11 protein-coding genes and 2 pseudogenes are annotated in these 14,297 nt (G+C 75.2%); 9 read left to right on the top strand and 4 right to left on the bottom strand.

The window, feature by feature from the left end; translation table 11 throughout:
* Positions 1-11: 11 nt before the first annotated feature.
* A complete protein-coding gene (locus ACN27A_RS11910) occupies positions 12-593 on the bottom strand; it encodes a dihydrofolate reductase family protein (protein WP_421452505.1) in 582 nt (193 codons plus the stop codon).
* Between the two features lie 74 nt (positions 594-667).
* On the opposite strand from ACN27A_RS11910, the gene ACN27A_RS11905 reads away from it, so the two are divergent.
* The 3 genes from ACN27A_RS11905 to ACN27A_RS11895 all read left to right on the top strand — a co-directional run bounded on the left by ACN27A_RS11905 (position 668) and on the right by ACN27A_RS11895 (position 2,959).
* The gene (locus ACN27A_RS11905) at positions 668-1,246 is read left to right on the top strand and encodes a TetR/AcrR family transcriptional regulator (protein ID WP_421452503.1); all 579 of its coding nucleotides are present in this window, start codon (positions 668-670) and stop codon (positions 1,244-1,246) included.
* A 20-nt stretch (positions 1,247-1,266) separates the two neighbouring features.
* Positions 1,267-1,746: a GNAT family N-acetyltransferase gene (locus ACN27A_RS11900; RefSeq protein WP_421452500.1), complete on the top strand. Its 480-nt coding sequence runs from the start codon at positions 1,267-1,269 to the stop codon at positions 1,744-1,746.
* 67 nt (positions 1,747-1,813) lie between these two features.
* Positions 1,814-2,959 (top strand): polysaccharide pyruvyl transferase family protein, encoded by a 1,146-nt coding sequence (locus ACN27A_RS11895; RefSeq protein WP_151455184.1) that lies wholly within the window; start codon positions 1,814-1,816, stop codon positions 2,957-2,959.
* A gap of 9 nt (positions 2,960-2,968) precedes the next feature.
* On the opposite strand, the gene ACN27A_RS11890 is transcribed toward ACN27A_RS11895, so the two are convergent.
* Both ACN27A_RS11890 and ACN27A_RS11885 read right to left on the bottom strand, forming a co-directional pair.
* Positions 2,969-3,175: a hypothetical protein gene (locus ACN27A_RS11890; RefSeq protein WP_121400365.1), complete on the bottom strand. Its 207-nt coding sequence runs from the start codon at positions 3,173-3,175 to the stop codon at positions 2,969-2,971.
* A gap of 88 nt (positions 3,176-3,263) precedes the next feature.
* Entirely contained in the window at positions 3,264-4,136 is an 873-nt protein-coding gene (locus ACN27A_RS11885; protein WP_421452497.1) for a carbohydrate kinase family protein, read from the bottom strand.
* A gap of 144 nt (positions 4,137-4,280) precedes the next feature.
* Between ACN27A_RS11885 and ACN27A_RS11880 the strand changes: the two are divergent.
* From ACN27A_RS11880 to ACN27A_RS11870, 3 genes and pseudogenes are all read left to right on the top strand, one after another.
* Positions 4,281-5,327: pseudogene (locus ACN27A_RS11880) on the top strand (ATP-dependent helicase); the annotation flags it as partial.
* A 69-nt stretch (positions 5,328-5,396) separates the two neighbouring features.
* Positions 5,397-7,556: pseudogene (locus tag ACN27A_RS11875) on the top strand (DEAD/DEAH box helicase); the annotation flags it as partial.
* On the top strand, positions 7,553-8,647 hold the full coding sequence (locus ACN27A_RS11870) for an SWIM zinc finger family protein (RefSeq protein ID WP_421452494.1): 1,095 nt from the start codon (positions 7,553-7,555) through the stop codon (positions 8,645-8,647). The pseudogene ACN27A_RS11875 and the gene ACN27A_RS11870, both read left to right, overlap by 4 nt.
* Positions 8,648-8,678: 31 nt before the next feature.
* On the opposite strand, the gene ACN27A_RS11865 is transcribed toward ACN27A_RS11870, so the two are convergent.
* A complete protein-coding gene (locus ACN27A_RS11865; protein WP_121400370.1) occupies positions 8,679-8,936 on the bottom strand; it encodes a DUF3040 domain-containing protein in 258 nt (85 codons plus the stop codon).
* A 473-nt stretch (positions 8,937-9,409) separates the two neighbouring features.
* On the opposite strand from ACN27A_RS11865, the gene ACN27A_RS11860 reads away from it, so the two are divergent.
* Genes ACN27A_RS11860 through ACN27A_RS11850 form a run of 3 tightly spaced genes read left to right on the top strand, consistent with a single transcriptional unit; the run spans position 9,410 to position 14,291 of the window.
* Positions 9,410-11,485: a DUF1800 family protein gene (locus ACN27A_RS11860; RefSeq protein ID WP_421452491.1), complete on the top strand. Its 2,076-nt coding sequence runs from the start codon at positions 9,410-9,412 to the stop codon at positions 11,483-11,485.
* An 8-nt stretch (positions 11,486-11,493) separates the two neighbouring features.
* Positions 11,494-12,873: a DUF1501 domain-containing protein gene (locus ACN27A_RS11855; RefSeq protein ID WP_421452488.1), complete on the top strand. Its 1,380-nt coding sequence runs from the start codon at positions 11,494-11,496 to the stop codon at positions 12,871-12,873.
* A complete protein-coding gene (locus ACN27A_RS11850; protein WP_421452485.1) occupies positions 12,870-14,291 on the top strand; it encodes a ferric reductase-like transmembrane domain-containing protein in 1,422 nt (473 codons plus the stop codon). Before ACN27A_RS11855 ends, ACN27A_RS11850 begins: the two co-directional genes overlap by 4 nt.
* The last annotated feature ends 6 nt before the right edge of the window (positions 14,292-14,297 follow it).

The following is a 14,297-nucleotide window of genomic DNA, read 5'->3' as shown; positions in this document are numbered from 1 at the left end:
GGGCCGCCCGGTCACTCCGCCCCGGCGGGGCGGGCGTAGTGGAGGATGACCACCCCGCTGTCGAACGGGCGGGTGTCGACAAGGTCGAACCGGCGCGGGTCGAACCCCCGGTCGGCGAGCGGGATGCCGCTGCCGACCACGTACGGGTTGAGCTTGATGATCAGCTCGTCGACCTCGGGCAGGAGCTGGCCGGCGAGCTGGGCGCCGCCGCAGAGCCAGATGTCGCGGCCGGGCCGGCGCTTCAGCTCCCGGACGAAGTCCACCGGATCCGTGGAGACGATCTCCACCTCCGGCTCGGCGGCCGGCGGCAGGGTGCGGGAGAAGACGTACTGCTTGAGGTGCGCGTACGGGCTCGTGACGCCCATCTTCAGCGCCGGGTCGTAGGTGGCCCGGCCCATCACCACCGCGTCGAAGCGGCCCGTCGGCTCGTCGATGCCGAACTGCGGGTGGGCGAACGTCGGGAGGGTCTGGGACCAGTTGGCCGCGAGGTGGGCGGCCAGGTCGGGCGCCAACGGGAAGAAGTCGTACGACCCGTCGGGGGCGGCGATGAAGCCGTCGAGGGTGCTGGCGACGTAGTACACGAGTTTGCGCAAACCGATCCCCAATCACTACTGGTGTCGTGGATGAAGTTACTACACGCGTAGTGGTTGTTGCTACGGTGTTTCCCGTGGCGAGAAACGTGGAACGACGGGCGGCCCTGGCCGACGCGGGGCTGCGGGTGCTGGCGGCGACCGGGGCACGCGGCCTCACCCACCGGGCGGTCGACGCCGAGGCGGGCGTGCCGACGGGCACCGCCTCCAACTACTTCCGCTCCCGGGACGCCCTGCTCGGCGCGCTCGGCGAGCGGATCATGGAGCGGTTCGCCCCGGACGAGCGGGTCCTGGCCGAGCTGGGCGCCCGCGAGCCGTCCCTGGAGCTGTTCACGGACTACCTGCGCTACATCGTCGAGCGGACCACGCGGCAGCCCGACCTCACCCGGGCGCTGATCGAGCTGCGGCTGGAGGCGGCCCGCCGCCCCGACCTGGCCCGGATCCTCGGCGACACCCTGCGGCGGGGCTACCGCGACGACGTCGCGTTCCACCTCGCCACCGGACTACCGGGTGGCGCGTTCGAGGTCGCTCTGCTGCACTACGCCGTGGACGGGCTGCTGCTCGATCTGCTCGGCACGTCCATCGAGGCGGGATTCGACCCCGACGACGTGGTCGTGGCGCTCGTGTCCCGGCTGGTCGGCGGTGTCGACCGGTGACTCCGACACAGGGAGGCGGCGTGGTGGAACTGGTGCCGATGACGGCCGAGGAGTTCGCGCGGGTGCGGGAGCCGCTCGTGCGCTCGTACGCCGAGGCGATGGTCACCGACCGCGGCCTGACGCCGGCCGCGGCCCTGGAGCGGGCCACCGCCCAGCTGCGCGAACAGCTCCCCGACGGCGTCGACAGCGCCGGCGCCCTGCTCCGCACGGCCCGGGTGCGCGACGTCGAGGTGGGGTGGATCTGGGTCGGCCTCCCCGGCGGCCCCGCCGGGCCCCACACCGCGTGGCTCAACAGCATCGAGGTGCATCCCGGACACCGCAGACAGGGGTACGGGCGGCGGATGATCCAGCTCGTCGAGGCGGAACTCGCCGCCCTCGGGGTGCCCGAGCTGGGGCTGAACGTCTTCGGCTCCAACACCGGGGCCATCCACCTCTACCACAGCCTCGGCTACCGGGTGGCCGCCCAGCAGATGACGAAGCGGATCTCCCCGGCCGGCTGAGCCCGTCAGGAGTGTTCCCCGGTGCAGCGGGAACCCCGCCCCGGACGCACCTGGGGAGGAGCGACGGATGAGGCATGGCGGCGGACTGACCATCGGTGTGCTCGGCTCGTACGGCGGTCGCAACCTCGGTGACGAGGCGATCCTGAGCGGTCTGCTCGCCGATCTGCGCGAGCAGGAGCCGAACGGGCGGATCATCGTCTTCTCCCGGAACCCGGAGCACACCAGGATCGCCCATCCCGACGTCGAGGCGGTGCCCTGGGAGGGGATCAGCCGGACCGACTCGGCGCTGGTCCTGGCCCAGCTCGACGTGCTGATCCTCGGCGGCGGCGGCATCCTCTACGACCGGGAGGCCCGCCGCTACCTGCGGGTGGTCCGGGTCGCCCAGGAGCGGGGCCTGCCGCTGCTGACGTACGCGGTGGGGGTCGGGCCGCTCAGCGAGGACGTGGACACCGGCATGGTGCGGGAGACCCTCGCCAGCGCCACCCAGGTGACCGTACGGGACCAGGAGTCCCGGATGGTGCTGGAGGAGGCGGGGCTGCTCAACCCGATCACCGTCACCGCCGATCCCGCGTTCCTGATCGAGCCCGAGGACTTCCCGGCGGAGCTGCTCCGCGAGGAGGGGGTGCCGGCCGGCAAGCGGCTGGTCGGGATGAGCGTGCGGGAACCGGGCCGGGCCGCCGAGCGCCTCGACGTCGACGGCTACCACCGCCTGCTCGCCCAGATCGGCGACTTCCTGGTGCACCGGATCGACGCCTACGTGCTCTTCGTCCCGATGGAGCGCGACGACATCCGGCACTCGCACGGCGTGCTGTCGCACATGGTCGCCGCCGAGCGGGGCCGGATCCTGCACGGCACCTACTCGCCCCAGCAGGTGCTCGGGCTGATGCGCCACTTCGACCTGGCTGTGGGCATGCGGCTGCACTTCCTGATCTTCGCCGCGATGGCGGGCACGCCGTTCCTGCCCCTGCCGTACGCCGGCAAGGTCTTCGACCTCGCCCAGCGGCTCGGGGTGCCGGCGCTGCGCGGCGTGGAGCGGGAGGTCGAGGGCCCGCTGCTGGCCGAGGTCGACCGGCTCTGGGACGAGCGGGAGCAGCGGGCCGAGGCCACCGCCCGACGGGTGGCCGAGGTGTGCGACGAGGCCCGGGGAACCTCCCAGGTCACCCGCGCCGTGCTGGACAGCCTGCGCGCCCGCACCCTGGCCCCGGCGGTCTGACCCGCCGGCTCAGACCGCCGGCCCCCGCCAGCGGTAGCACCAGCGGTCGGCGTCGGCGTCCACGGACTCCAGCTCGTAGATCTCCGCCTCGGCCAGCCCCTTCGCGCCGAGGTGGTGATGGGTCAGCGGCGGGCGGCCGTTCGGGTCCAGCTCCACGGTGACGGTCTCGCCGTCGGCCACGCCACCGACCAGGGGGATCTCTGCCGTTGATGCCATGCGCCCCATCCTGCCCCGCCCGGGAGGACCCCGCAGCGGATAGCGGGGCAGCGGGCCGGGGCGCGCCGCGCGCCGACGCACGGCGGGCTCAGCGACGCGGCAGCAGGTCGGGCGGATACTCCATGCCGTCGTGGGTGCAGGTCGCCGCGGCGACCCGGGCCGCGTACGCCGCCGCGTCGGTCAGCGCCGCGCCGCGCAGCCGGGCGGCGATCACGCCCGCCGCGAAGGCGTCTCCCGCGCCGTTGGTGTCGACGACCGGTGCGGGCGGCGCGGCGGCGGGCACCGCCGTCGGTGCGCCCCCGCCGGTGTGCAGCTCGGCGCCGTCCGCGCCCCGGGTCACCAGCACCGTGCGGGGCGCCAGCGCGGTGGCGAGCGCGCCGGCCCCCGCGCCCAGCCGCACCCCGCTGACGAATACCAGGTCGGCCACCTCGGCGAAGGGCCGGTGGTAGGGGTTCGCGCCGTCCCAGTCGTGCAGGTCGGTGGAGAGGACGGCACCGCCGGCCAGCCCCGCGCGCAGGGCGGGCAGCAGGGGAAGCGTCCAATCCATGATCGACAGGTGTACGTGGGCCGCCTGCCGGACCAGCGCGGTCACCTCGGCCGCCGGGAACGGGGCGGGCCCGTGCCAGGGACGCGGGTCGTAGAGCGACATCCGCCGGCCGGCCGGGTCGACCATGTTCACCGACCGCCGGGTGCCGGCCGGGGCGTCGCCCAGCACGGCGTGCACGCCGGTGCGGGCCAGCGCGGCGCGGACCACGTCGCCGGCCGGGTCGGCACCGATGACGTCGACCACCGCCACCCGGAGCCCGAGCGCGTGTGCGGCGAGCGCCACCCCGGCGCCGGTGTTGCCGATCCGCAGCTCGATCGGGTCGACGGTGACGGAGTCGGCGGCCGGCAGTGGGATCGCGGGCACCCGTACCCGCACGTCGACGCCGAGACCGCCGATCACGAGGAGGTCGTACACGCGCCAGACCCTATCCCCGCCGCCCGGCGGCCGCGGGGCCCGGGCCGCCCGCCGCCGGCTCGTCCTGCCGGCCGACGGTGTGCTGGCCGGGGCCGTCGGCCCGGACCGATATCCTCGCCGGGGTCGTCGCGAGGAGGGGGACGCGTGCTGGTCGTCCACGGGGTCTGGCGGTCCGGCGTGGGGCTCGCCGTCTGGGCCGAGGACAGCGCGCTGCCGTCCCACGCGCCGCGCCGCCCGGGCCGGGCGCCCCGGGAACGGCCGCACCCGTTCGCCGCCGACCAGGCCGCGCTCGTCGCCGCGCTGGCCGCTACGGCCGAGCCGGCCCACCTGGGCACCGCCCTGCTCACCCTCCCCACCCGGGCCGGCGCACCGCTGGACTCCCCGGAACTCGTCCGCGCCGACGTCGCCGCGGCGGTCCGCGGGCCGGTCACCCTCGCCGGCTGGCGGGTGCCCGTCCTCTGGTACGCCCCCGACGCCGCCCTGGCCCTGCTGCGCGGCGTCGACGCGGTGGCCGCCGTGCCGGGCGCGACCCTGCGCCACCTCGCCGAGCTGGCCGACTTCGCGGTCGACCTGGCGGCCCGGGGCCGGGTCCTGCCCGGCCTCGCCGAGGCACCCCCGGCGGCTCGCTCCCGGGCGGCCGGCGGCGGCTGCGCGGCTGCTCCGGCTCCGGGCCGGACCCGCGCGGGCGGGGAGCGGGCGGAGGCCGGCGCCCGGGCGCTCTGGCGACCGCTGCTGACCGGCACGGACGCCGCCTGGGCCCGGGCGCTGGCGCTGGCGCTGCCCCCGGCCGCCCGCGCTGCCACCGGGCCGGACGCACCGGGCGACCCCGGTGCCGCCGCCGGGGCGGACACCCCGTCCGGGCCGGTCGCCGCCCGGCGCGCGCGACCCGGCCCGCCCGCCGGGCGCCACCGGCCCGCGCCGGCCGCCGTCGACGCGCCGGGCGCGCTGGTCGCCGACGCGCTCGACGCGCTCACCGACGCCGCCGTCCGGACGGCCCTGGCGGAGACCGCGCTGGCCCGGGGCGTACGCCCGAACGGCGCGGTGCCGGCCTGGCTGGCCGCGCTCACCGGGCCGGTGCGGGAGTTCGCCGCCGACCCGGCCGCGCTGGACACCCTCCGCACCGAACTGGACGCCTGGCAGCGCGACGCGGCCGGCGGGGCGGTGCGGGCCAGCTTCCGCCTGGTCGAGCCGCCGGCCGAGGAGCTCACCGAGCCGGTCGTCGTGGTGCCCGCCGATCCGACGGCGACGGCGCGACCGGCCGGGCGGTGGCGCATCGAGTTCGGGCTCCAGGCGGCGGACGAGCCGAGCCTGCACGTGGACGCCGGGCAGGTCTGGCGGGCGCCGGCGAGCGTCGCCGGGCTGGCCGGCCGCGGCGACGACCCGCAGGAGACCCTGCTCGCCGAGCTGGGGCGCGCCAGCCGGCTCTGGCCCGAGCTGGACAACGCCCTGCGTACGGCCACGCCGGAGGCCCTGGAGCTGGACGTCGAGGGGGCGCACCGGTTCCTGCGCGAGGGCGCGCCGGTGCTGCACGCCGCCGGGTTCGCCGTGCTGCTGCCGTCCTGGTGGCGGCGCCCGTCGTCCCGGCTCGGCGCCCGGTTGCAGGCCCGCAGCCGGACCGCCCCGGGCACCGTCGCCGCCACCGTCGGGGGCGTGGGGCTGGACGCCCTCGTCGACTACCGCTGGGAGGTGTCCCTCGGCGACCAGCCCCTCACGGCCGAGGAACTGGCGTCGCTGGCCGCGCTGAAGACCCCGCTCGTGCGGCTGCGCGGGCAGTGGGTCGAACTGGACCCGAAGCGGCTCGCCGCCGGCCTGCGGCTGCTCCGTTCCTCCGGCGAGCTGACCGTCGCCGACCTGCTCCGGCTCGGCCTGACCGACGCCGAGCAGCCGGACGCGCTGCCGGTGCTGGAGGTCAGCGCCGACGGCGCGCTGGGCGACCTGCTCGCCGGGGCGGTGGAGCGCCGGCTCGCCCCGCTGGACCCGCCGCCGGAGTTCCACGGCACGCTGCGGCCGTACCAGCGGCGGGGGCTGGCCTGGCTGGCGTTCCTCCAGTCGCTGGGGCTCGGCGCGGTGCTCGCCGACGACATGGGGCTGGGCAAGACGGTGCAGCTGCTCGCCCTGCTCGCCGGGGACCCGCCGGACGCCGGCCCGACCCTGCTGGTCTGCCCGATGTCGCTGGTGGGCAACTGGCAGCGCGAGGCGGCGCGGTTCACGCCGGGGCTGCGCGTACACGTGCACCACGGCGCGGAGCGGGCGCGGGGCGAGGCGTTCGGCGCGGCCGTGCACGACGCGGACCTGGTCCTCACCACCTACTCGGTCGCGGCCCGCGACGCGGTCGAGCTGGCCGGGATCGACTGGCGGCGGGTGGTGGTCGACGAGGCCCAGGCCATCAAGAACGCCGCCACCCGGCAGGCCGAGGCGGTCCGCGCGCTGCCCGCCCGGCACCGGATCGCCGTCACCGGCACGCCCGTGGAGAACCGGCTGGCGGACCTCTGGTCGATCATGCAGTTCGCCAACCCCGGCCTGCTCGGGCCAGCGGCGACCTTCCGCAAGAAGTACGCCGAGCCGATCGAGCGGCACGGCGACGCCGAGACGGCCGAGCGGCTGCGCCGGATCACCGGCCCGTTCGTGCTGCGCCGGCTCAAGACCGACTCCTCGATCATCTCCGACCTGCCGGAGAAGCTGGAGATGGAGGTGCTCTGCAACCTCACCGCCGAGCAGGCCTCGCTCTACCGGGCGATCGTCGACGACATGATGGCGCGGATCGAGTCCAGCGACGGCATCGAGCGCCGTGGGCTGGTGCTCGCCGCCATGACCCGGCTCAAGCAGGTCTGCAACCACCCCGCGCAACTGCTGCGCGACGGCTCGGCGCTGCCCGGCCGCTCCGGCAAGCTGGCCCGCCTGGAGGAGATCCTGGACGAGGTCCTCGCGGCGGGGGAGCGGGCCCTGCTCTTCACCCAGTACGCCGAGTTCGGCGGCATGCTGCGCGGGCACCTGTCGGCCCGCTTCGGCCGGGAGGTGCTCTTCCTGCACGGCGGCGTCGGCAAGGCCGCCCGGGACGCCATGGTGACCCGGTTCCAGTCCCCGGGGGGACCGGCGATCTTCGTCCTGTCGCTCAAGGCCGGCGGCACCGGGCTCACCCTCACCGAGGCCAACCACGTGGTGCACGTCGACCGGTGGTGGAATCCCGCCGTCGAGGACCAGGCCACCGACCGGGCGTTCCGCATCGGCCAGCGGCGCCGGGTGCAGGTCCGCAAGTTCGTCTGCGCCGGGACGGTGGAGGAGAAGGTGGCGGCACTGATCGCCGACAAGCGCAGCCTCGCCGCCTCGGTCGTCGGCACCGGCGAGCAGTGGGTCACCGAGCTGTCCACGACGCAGCTGCGCGAGCTGTTCACCCTGGAGGCCGGGGCGGTGGTGGAGTGAGCGGGCAGGCGCAGGGCGACGGCGGCGCCAACGGCCGGTTCGCCGACTACGGCCGACCCCGCCGGGTCGACGGCGGGCTGCGGGCCCGCAGCACCCGGGGGGCCATCGGCCGGTCCTGGTGGTCCCAACGCTTCCTGGAGGTGCTGGAGTCGTTCGCCCTCGGCACCCGGCTGACCCGTGGCCGGTCGTACGCGCGGGCCGGTCAGGTGGTCCGCCTGGAGGTCGCCCCGGGCACCGTCGACGCCGTCGTGCAGGGCTCCCGCGCGCAGCCGTACGAGGTGAGCATCGCGCTGCCGCCGTTCCCGGAGGCGGTCTGGGCCCGCGTGGAGGCGGAGCTGGCCGCCCAGGCGTTCTTCAGCGCCCGGCTGCTCGCCGGCGACCTGCCCCCGGAACTGGAGGAGCTGTTCGGGGCCGCCGGCGCCCCGCTCTTCCCCGCCGGCGTGGCGGAGCTGCGTCAGCGATGCAGCTGCCCCGACTTCGCCGTTCCCTGCAAGCATCTCGCGGCCACGTTCTACCTGCTCGCGGAGGCGTTCGACGCCGACCCGTTCCAGTTGCTGCACTGGCGGGGCCGGAGCCGGACCCAGCTGCTCGACCGGCTGCGCGTCCTGCGGGCCGACGCCGCAGGCGCCGACGACCAGCCGGCCGCGACCGAGGTCGCACCGACATCGCCGTCCCTGCCGGACGATGCCGTGCTGCCGGCCGCCCCGTCCGTGGTGGACGGTGCCGTACCGCCTGTCGCGCCGTCCACGGCGGACGGCGCCGTGTCGCAGCCCGTGCCGTCCAGATCGGACGGTGCGGTCGCGCCGATGGCGGAGTCCACGCGGGACGGCGGTGTACCGGGTGCCGGGCGGGACGCCGAGGCCGTCCCGCCGGTCGGGGCGTCGCGGGCGCTCGCCGGCCTGCCGCCGGCCCCGCTGGCCGAGGCGGTCGACCGGTTCTGGCTGCCGCCGGTCCCGTTGCCCGACCGGCCACCCAGCCTGTCGACCGGACCGGACCTGCTGCTGCGGCAGCTCGGCGCGCCGGCCCCCGCCATCGGCGGGCCCGGTCTCCTGGAGCGGCTGCGGCGGGCGTACCGGCTCCTCGGCGGGTGAGACCGCCGGCGGAACGGTACGCGGTCCCGGTTCAGAGCCAGCGGCGGCGGAACCGCCACATGAGTGCGGCGTTGGCCACCAGGACCACCGCGCAGACGGCCCCGGCCAGTCGCCCGGCCAGCACGGTCATCGCCGGCAGCGATGCCCACAGCACGATCGTCAACAGCATCAGCCAGCGGCCGCGACGGGCCCGGGCCCGGTTGTCGAGCCGGGCGAAGAACGCCGGATCGCTCTCCCGGAGCTGACGGGTGATCTGCTCGAACCTGCGCTGATCCTCTTTGCTGAGCATGTGCCTTCCCCTCACGTGTTCAGCGGTTCGGCGGCATACCCGCTGCGGCGGCGGCTCACGCTCCCGTCCTGCTGCTACTTTGCCGCCCCGCCCCGCCCGGTCCACGCCCGTCGGCCGCGCCCCGGCCCTCCGGACGCGCGGGGGAGCGCCTCAGCGCAGGCTTAGCCGCACCTTAAATTTGCCTGTGGCGATGAAAGGGGCCTGCCGCGCCGGGTCGGCCGCGATGGCCGGGTCCGGCCCGTGCCGTGCCGCGTACGCCCTGCTCGCGAGGTCCGTGCCGGGCCGCGCCGGGTTCCGGGGTCGCCGGCCCGCGCTGAGCGGCGCCTTAAGTGCCGTCCTGGGGGCTTCCGGTGCTGCTTGAAGGCACCTGAACGCTTCATTACCTTCCGGTGCAACCCCCTCAGGCACCAGTCGCCGCACCTGCCCCCGTGCCCGGTGCCAGTCGTCGCGGCGCAGCAGAAACGGATTGGTACATGGCCGACCAGAATGTGCCACCACGGCGACCGCGGGACGATCGCGGATGGGACGGGCGTCAGTACCCCGCCGCCGGCGACGGTCACCGCGACACCTACGCCCCCACCCCCTACGGCCACGACGCGCGCACCCCGCACCAGGGCGGACACCCCGAAGGCACGCAGGGCCAGTACGCGCCCGCCGGGCACCCGGCCGCGCGCGGGCCGCAGTGGGTCGGCCCGGAGGGCTTCGCGCGGCAGACCGCCGCGCCGCCGGCCGGCCCGGGACTGCCCAACCTGGACGACGGCGACGAGCCGGGCCCCAAGGTCGGCCGGCGCAAGGCCCTCGTGGCCCTCGGCGGCACCGCGGCCGTGGTCGCCGGTGGCGCCGCCCTGGCGATGACCCCGCAGATCCGCAGCCTCCTCGGCGACGAGGCGGTGGCCGGTGACGCCACCGGCACCACGGTCACCGACGGCACCCCCGCCCGGCCGAGCGGCCAGCAGCCGAGCACGGTGCGCACCTACACCGAGCAGAACGAGAGCTACATGGGCTCCCGGGCCGGCGAGGCGCTGAAGAAGAACGCGCCGGCCGGCGGCCGGACCTTCTCCGGGCCGGCCGCCGCCGCCGCGGAGACCAAGGTGACCGTCAAGACGGTGCTCGCCAAGGACCCGGTCCTGCACCTGGCCCGGCGGGCCACCTTCGGCGCCACCGGGCAGGTCCTCGCCGACATCAGGGAGCGGGGCATCGACGGCTGGCTGCGCTGGCAGCTCGACCCCGACAAGATCGCCCCGACGAAGGCCGAGCTGAAGCTCGCCGACCTGCCGACGCTGAAGCTGGGCACCGCGCAGCTGCGCGAGCAGCGCGAGCAGCTCAACGAGCGCGGCGCGCAGCCGGAGAAGGAGATGGTGGACGCCACCATCGCCCGGCAGATCTGGTCGCAGCGGCAGCTGTTCGAGGTCATGGTCGACTTCTGGAACGACTTCCTGCACGTCGCCGCGGACTTCGACGGGGGCGAGGTCTACCGCGCGTCCTTCGACCGGGACGTCGTCCGGGCGCACGCCCTCGGCAGCTACCCCGAGATGCTGCTCGCCGCGAACCGGCACCCGGCGCTGCTGCTCTACCTCAACCAGAACGACTCCCGCGCCGACGCGGTCAACGAGAACCTGGCCCGCGAGAACCTGGAGCTGTACTCGGTCGGCGTCGACGGCGGTTACACCGAGAAGGACGTCCGGCAGGCGGCCCTGCTCCAGACCGGCCGGGGCGTCAACGACGGGAAGTACGTGTTCCGCCCCGAGCGGCACTACGTCGGCAAGGTGAAGGTGCTCGGCTTCACCCACGCGAACGCCTCGAAGGACCCGAAGAAGGCCGAGGCGGCCATCGACGCGTACATCACGTACATCGCGCTGCACCCGTCCACCGCGAAGTACGTGGCGCAGAGCCTGGCCACCCGGTTCGTCTCGGACACCCCGCCGAAGTCCCTCGTGGAGCGGCTGGCGAAGTCGTACAGCCTGAACAAGGGCATGATCAAGCCGGTGCTGATGACGCTGTTCAGCTCCTCGGAGTTCTGGGCGGCGGTGGGCCAGAAGGTGCGCCGGCCGATGGAGTACCTGGTCGCCACGTACCGGGCCCTGGGGGTGTCCCCGGAGGCGTCGCCGAAGCACGACAACGGCGACAACAAGCGCACCCCGTACGCCCGGGGGCTGCGGCAGATCCACGACAGGATGCGCGAGCTGGGCCAGTACCCGATGGGCCAGCCCACCCCCGACGGCTACCCGGACGTCTACGTGGCCTGGACCTCCGCCGGCACCATGGTCCACGGCTGGAACGAGGCGGGCGAGCTGCTCGCCGGCCGACGCACCGTCTTCACCTACACGCCGCCGGAGAAGCTGGTGGCCCGGCCACCGGCCACCGCCGGGGCGTACGTGGACGCGCTGGCCCTGCGGCTGGTGGGTCAGAAGCTGAGCGCCAGGGAACGGTCCCTGATCCTCGGCGTGGCCGGCGTGGCTGCCGGCGACAAGGTCGACGCCACGTTCGACGGGGCCGTCACCGCCGTAGCGCGGGCGATCCTCGCTTCCCCCCAGCACCACCTCCGGTGAGGCACCCGATGGAGAAGACTGTGCACACGTTCCCCCTGCACCCCGAATGCCCCGACCTGCGGCGGCTGGCCGACGACCCGGCCGAGGCGCTGCTGCGGGCGGAGGCCGACATCGTCGCCGCCGAGAACGCCGCCGAGGCCGACCGCTACCGGCGGCTGGAGGACCTCGAGGAGGCCCAGCAGGACGGTCGGGGCGTGACCCGGCGGACGTTCGTGGCCGGCGCCGCCGCCACCGCCACCGCCCTCGCGACCGCCCAGTTCGTCACCACCTCGGCCTCGTTCGCCGCCACCAAGACCGGCACCCTGATCCACGTCTTCCTCTACGGCGGGCTGGACGGGCTGAGCCTGGTGGCCCCGGCGGACGACCCGGTGCTCGCCAAGGCCCGCCCCGACCTGCTGCTCGGCGACGACTCCCTGGCCGTCGGCCGCGGCTTCAAGCTGACCAGCGCGTTCAAGCCGCTGGAGAAGTGGCTGCGCAGCGGCAACCTGGGCTTCGTCCCGGCGGTCTCCGACGAGCGGCTGTCCCGCAGCCACTTCCAGGCTGCGGACGCCTGCAACCTGGGCGGCCTGCCCGGCGAGACCGGCGGCCGGGGCTGGCTGGACAGCCTGGTCGACGCGCTCGGCACGGGCACCGCGTTCCGCAGCGTCGGCATCGGCAGCACCCTGCCCCGCTCGCTGGTCGGCAACAACGGCGCGCTCTCCCTCAACAACGTCGGCTCGCTGCGGCTCAACGGCGACGACCGGTACCGGGCCGCGACCGAGAAGGCGATCAAGGGGCTCTTCACCGGGATCAACCACCCGGTGCAGGAGGCCGTGCAGGACGGCCTTGGGGCGCTGGCCACCGCGCAGCGCCTCGCCGCAAAGCCGTACCAGGCGGCCGAGGGCGTCGAGTACAAGGGCGTCGGCAACGCGTTCCAGCAGCTCGCCCAGCTCATCAAGGGCGGGGCGAACGTCCGGGTCGCCACCGTCGGGATGGGCGGCTACGACACCCACGAGAACCAGGGCACCCGCGACGGCGGTCAGCTGCACCGGCGGCTCAACGAGCTGGCCAGCGCGATGGCGGCGTTCTTCACCGACCTGGGGGAGAAGTCGGCCGACGTGACCATCATGGTCTCCAGCGAGTTCGGCCGGCGGGTCGCCTCCAACGGCGGCGGCACCGACCACGGCCACGGCGGCGTGGTCACCGTGCTCTCCGGCCGCAAGCTCGCCGGCTCGCTGCTGGGCACCTGGAACGGGCTGGCCGACCTGGACTCCGGCGACGTGCCCGAGTACAACAACATGTTCAACGTCTACGGGTCCGTCGCGCAGGGCCGCTTCGGGCTCACCAACGCGGAGGTGGACAAGATCTTCCCCCGGCAGAAGTACCGCCCGATGAAGCTGTACGCGTGACGTACCCGCGCACCCACGCCGCCGGCCGCCGCGCCGGGACGACCCCGTCCCGGCGCGGCGGCCGGCCGGCTGCGGACGTACGCCCGCTGGTGCCGCCGCGACGCGGACCCGGCGGCCGGCGGCTGCTGGCCGCGCTGCTCGTCGTCGGCCTGCTCGCCAGTGTGCTGCCCTGGTGGCTGGACACCCCGCCCGGGTCGCTGCGGACGACGGCCGCCACGGTGACCGCCGCCGGCCGGATCACCGGGCTGGTCGCCGGCTACCTGCTGCTCGTGCAGGTGCTGATGATGAGCCGACTGCCGATCCTGGAGCGGTGGGCCGGCGGCGAGCGGATCGCCCGCTGGCACCGCGACGTCGGGGCCACCCTGCTGGTGGCCGTGCTCGCGCACGCGTCGCTGATCCTGGTCGGGTACGCCGACCTGGAGGACAACCCGGTGCTCACCGAGGCCGGCGTGCTGCTGCGCGACTACGAGGACATGGTCTCCGCGTTCGCCGCCGCCGGCATCCTGGTGCTGGTCGGCCTCACCAGCGTCCGGGCGATCCGCACCGCGCTGCCCTACGAGCTGTGGCACGCCCTGCACCTGTCGAGCTACGCGGTGCTGCTGCTCGGCTTCGCCCACCAGTTCAGCAACGGCGCGCAGCTGTTCCGGCCCGGCCCGGTGCGCACCTTCTGGATCGCGATGTACGTGGTGGTGCTCGCCGCCCTGCTCTGGGGCCGGGTCGTCGCGCCGCTGGCGTTCAACCTGCGGCACCGGCTGCGGGTCGCCGACGTGGTCGCGGAGAGCCCGGACACGATCTCGATCTACCTGACCGGCGACCGGCTGGAGCGCCTGGAGATGCTCGGCGGGCAGTTCTTCCGCTGGCGGTTCCTCGCCCGGGGCTGCTGGTGGCAGGCGCACCCGTTCTCGGTCTCGGCCGCCGCCAACGGCCGCTGGCTGCGGCTCACCGTCAAGGTGGTCGGCAGGCACACCGCCGACCTGCGCGACCTCGAAGCGGGCACCCGCGTCTGGGCGGAGGGCCCGTCGGGCACCTTCACCGCCGCCCACCGCACCCGCGAGCGGGCCCTGCTGATCGCCGGCGGCAGCGGGATCACCCCCATCCGGGCGATGCTGGAGGAGCTGCCGCCCGGCGCCGCGCTGATCTACCGCGCCCGCACCCCGGGCGACGTGCTGCTGCACCGCGAGCTGGACTGGCTCGCCGAGGCCCGGGACACCGCGATCTGGTACGTCGTCGGCTCCCGCGACGATCCCGGCCCCCGCCAGGTGATGAGCCCGGACGGGCTGCGCCGGCTGGTGCCCGACCTCGCCCGGCGCGACGTCTACCTCTGCGGGCCGCCCGGCCTGGTCGAGCAGTCGCTGCGGGTGCTCCGCGAGGCCGGCGTGCCCCGCCGGCAGATCCACCTGGCCACGTTCGAGCTGTAGGAAGGC

Source organism: Micromonospora sp. WMMD737 (assembly GCF_049179055.1).
GTDB classification, from domain to species: Bacteria; Actinomycetota; Actinomycetes; order Mycobacteriales; family Micromonosporaceae; genus Micromonospora; species Micromonospora reichwaldensis.
Note: the sequence above shows the minus strand (reverse complement) of the source record. Positions and strands in the feature narration are given on the sequence as shown.